Here is a 2,505-nt window from a genome sequence, read left to right on the forward strand (position 1 = left end):
CCACCAGATTGACCGAGAAATCACCCATGGAAGTATCGTAATCGATACTTGGCACGCAGCAAGTATCGAATTCGATACTTTGAGGGTGACTGAGTTGCCTCAGAACTCCAGGTTGTCGATCAACCGCGTCTGCCCCAGCCGAGCCGCTCCCAGGGCCACGAGCGACCCGGGCGCATCACCTGCACCCGGTGGCAGCAGGTCGGCTCGCCGCCGCACCGTCAGGTAATCCGGCTGCCAGCCGCGCGCGGCCAGCGCTGCCATCGCATCGGCCTCCAGCTGCGCGATCGGCTTCGCACCCTGCAGTGCGGCATCCGCCAGCGCCCGCAGGCTGCGCGACAGCGCGATCGCCTCCTCGCGCTCCGCCGCACCCAGGTACCCGTTGCGCGACGACAGCGCGAGCCCGTCATCCGCCCGGCTCGTCTCGCCCGCCTCGATCGCGATCGGCAACGCGAACTGCTGCGTCATCTGCCGGATCACCATCAGTTGCTGGTAGTCCTTCTTGCCGAACACCGCGACGCGCGGTTGCACGCAGGCGAACAGCTTCATCACCACCGTGCACACGCCGGTGAAGAAGCCGGGCCGGAAATGCCCTTCGAGGATGTCGGCCAGCGCCGCGTCGGGCACCACCTTGAAGCTCTGCGGCTGCGGGTACAGCTCGCGCTCGTCGGGCGCGAACACGAGGTCGCAGCCGGCACCCTGCAGCAGCTCGCTGTCGCGGGCCAGCGTGCGCGGGTAGCGGTCGAAATCTTCGTGCGGCGCGAACTGCAGCCGGTTCACGAAGATGCTCGCCACCACCGGCAGCCCGTGCCGCTTGGCCTGCCGCACCAGCGCCAGGTGGCCCGCGTGCAGGTTGCCCATCGTGGGCACGAAGGCGCAGGCGCCGGGCGTGCCGAGTGCCGCGCGCAGGTCGGCGATCGTGTGGACTGTCTTCATCGGTGGATCAACCCAGGAGCGTCAGTAACCGTGGAGCGTGTCGTCGGGGAAGCGGCGGGCCTTCACGTCGGCCACGTAGCGCGTGATGGCCTCGCCGATGCCGGCGCTGCCCTCCACGAAGTTGCGCACGAAGCGCGGCAACTTGCCCTGCGTGATGCCCAGCATGTCGTGCAGCACCAGCACCTGGCCCGAACAGGCCACGCCGGCGCCGATGCCGATCACCGGGATGTCGAGCGCGTCGGTGATCTGCTTGGCCACCGCCGCTGGCATCAGCTCCAGCACCAGCATCGCGGCGCCCGCATCGGCCAGCTCGCGCGCATGGCGCAGCAGCGTGGCCGCGGCTTCGTCGTCGCGGCCCTGGATGCGGTAGCCGCCCAGCGCATGCACCGACTGCGGCGTCAACCCCAGGTGCGCACACACCGGGATGCCGCGCTCCACCAGGAAGCGCACCGTCTCGGCCGTCCAGCCGCCGCCTTCGAGCTTCACCATCTGCGCCCCGGCCTGCATCAGCACCGTCGCGCTCGCGAGCGCCTGCGCCGGCCCCTGCTGGTAGCTGCCGAACGGCAGGTCGCCGATCAGCCAGGCACCGCGGTTGCCGCGCGCGACGCAACGCGTGTGGTATGCCATCTCGTCCAGCGTCACCGGCAGCGTGCTCGCCTGGCCCTGCAGCACCATGCCGAGCGAATCGCCGACCAGCAGGCAATCGACGCCGGCCGCATCGAGCAGCCGCGCGAAGCTCGTGTCGTAGCAGGTCAGCATCGCGATCGGCTCGCGGGCCGCGTGCATCTCGCGCAGCCGGTGCAGCGTCACCGCCTTGCGGCCGGGCGCCGTCTCGGTGGCGGGATGCGAACTCATGCCGGCCGCATCCCCAGCTTGTCGAGCAGCGCGCGGTCGGCCTGCACGTCCGGGTTGCCGGTGGTCAGCAGCTTGTCGCCGTAGAAGATCGAATTGGCCCCGGCCGTGAAGCACAGCGCCTGCACCGCCTCGCCCAGCGCCTGGCGCCCGGCCGACAGGCGCACGCGCGCGGTCGGCATCGTGATGCGCGCCACCGCGATCGTGCGCACGAACTCCAGCGGGTCGAGCTGCACCGTGCCGTGCAGCGGCGTGCCTTCGACCTGCACCAGGTTGTTGATCGGCACCGATTCCGGGTACGGATCGAGGTTGGCCAGCGCGCCGATCAGGCCGGCCCGCTGCGCCCGCGTCTCGCCCATGCCGACGATGCCGCCGGCGCACACCTTGACGCCGGCACCGCGCACGCGCTGCAGCGTATCGAGCCGGTCCTGGTACTGGCGGGTGCGCACGATGTCGCCGTAGAACTCCGGCGCGGTGTCGAGGTTGTGGTTGTAGTAGTCGAGGCCGGCGCTCTGCAGCGCCTCGGCATGGCCGTCTTCCAGCATGCCGAGCGTCGCGCAGGTCTCCAGCCCGAGGGATTTGACCGCGCTGACCAGCTCGGCCACCTTCTCGATGTCGCGGTCCTTCGGGCCGCGCCACGCGGCGCCCATGCAGAAGCGCGAGGCACCGGCCTCCTGGGCGCGGCGCGCGGCATCGAGCACGGCTTCGGTGTCCATCAGC

At 70.3% G+C, this 2,505-nt stretch carries 3 protein-coding genes; all 3 read right to left on the bottom strand.

Features of this window, described 5'->3' with window-relative positions; all coding sequences use genetic code 11:
* Positions 1–99: 99 nt before the first annotated feature.
* Positions 100–933 (bottom strand): pantoate--beta-alanine ligase, encoded by an 834-nt coding sequence (panC, locus tag AC1D01_RS29775; RefSeq protein ID WP_477872854.1) that lies wholly within the window; start codon positions 931–933, stop codon positions 100–102.
* Positions 934–954: 21 nt separating this feature from the next.
* Positions 955–1,788, bottom strand: coding sequence for a 3-methyl-2-oxobutanoate hydroxymethyltransferase (panB, locus tag AC1D01_RS29780; protein WP_477872856.1), 834 nt, complete (start codon positions 1,786–1,788; stop codon positions 955–957).
* The coding region (bioB, locus tag AC1D01_RS29785) for a biotin synthase BioB (protein ID WP_477872858.1) at positions 1,785–2,505 on the bottom strand (721 nt) is incomplete at its 5' end. The genes bioB and panB, both read right to left, overlap by 4 nt.

The organism is Rhizobacter sp. P3_B12 (genome assembly GCF_056402895.1).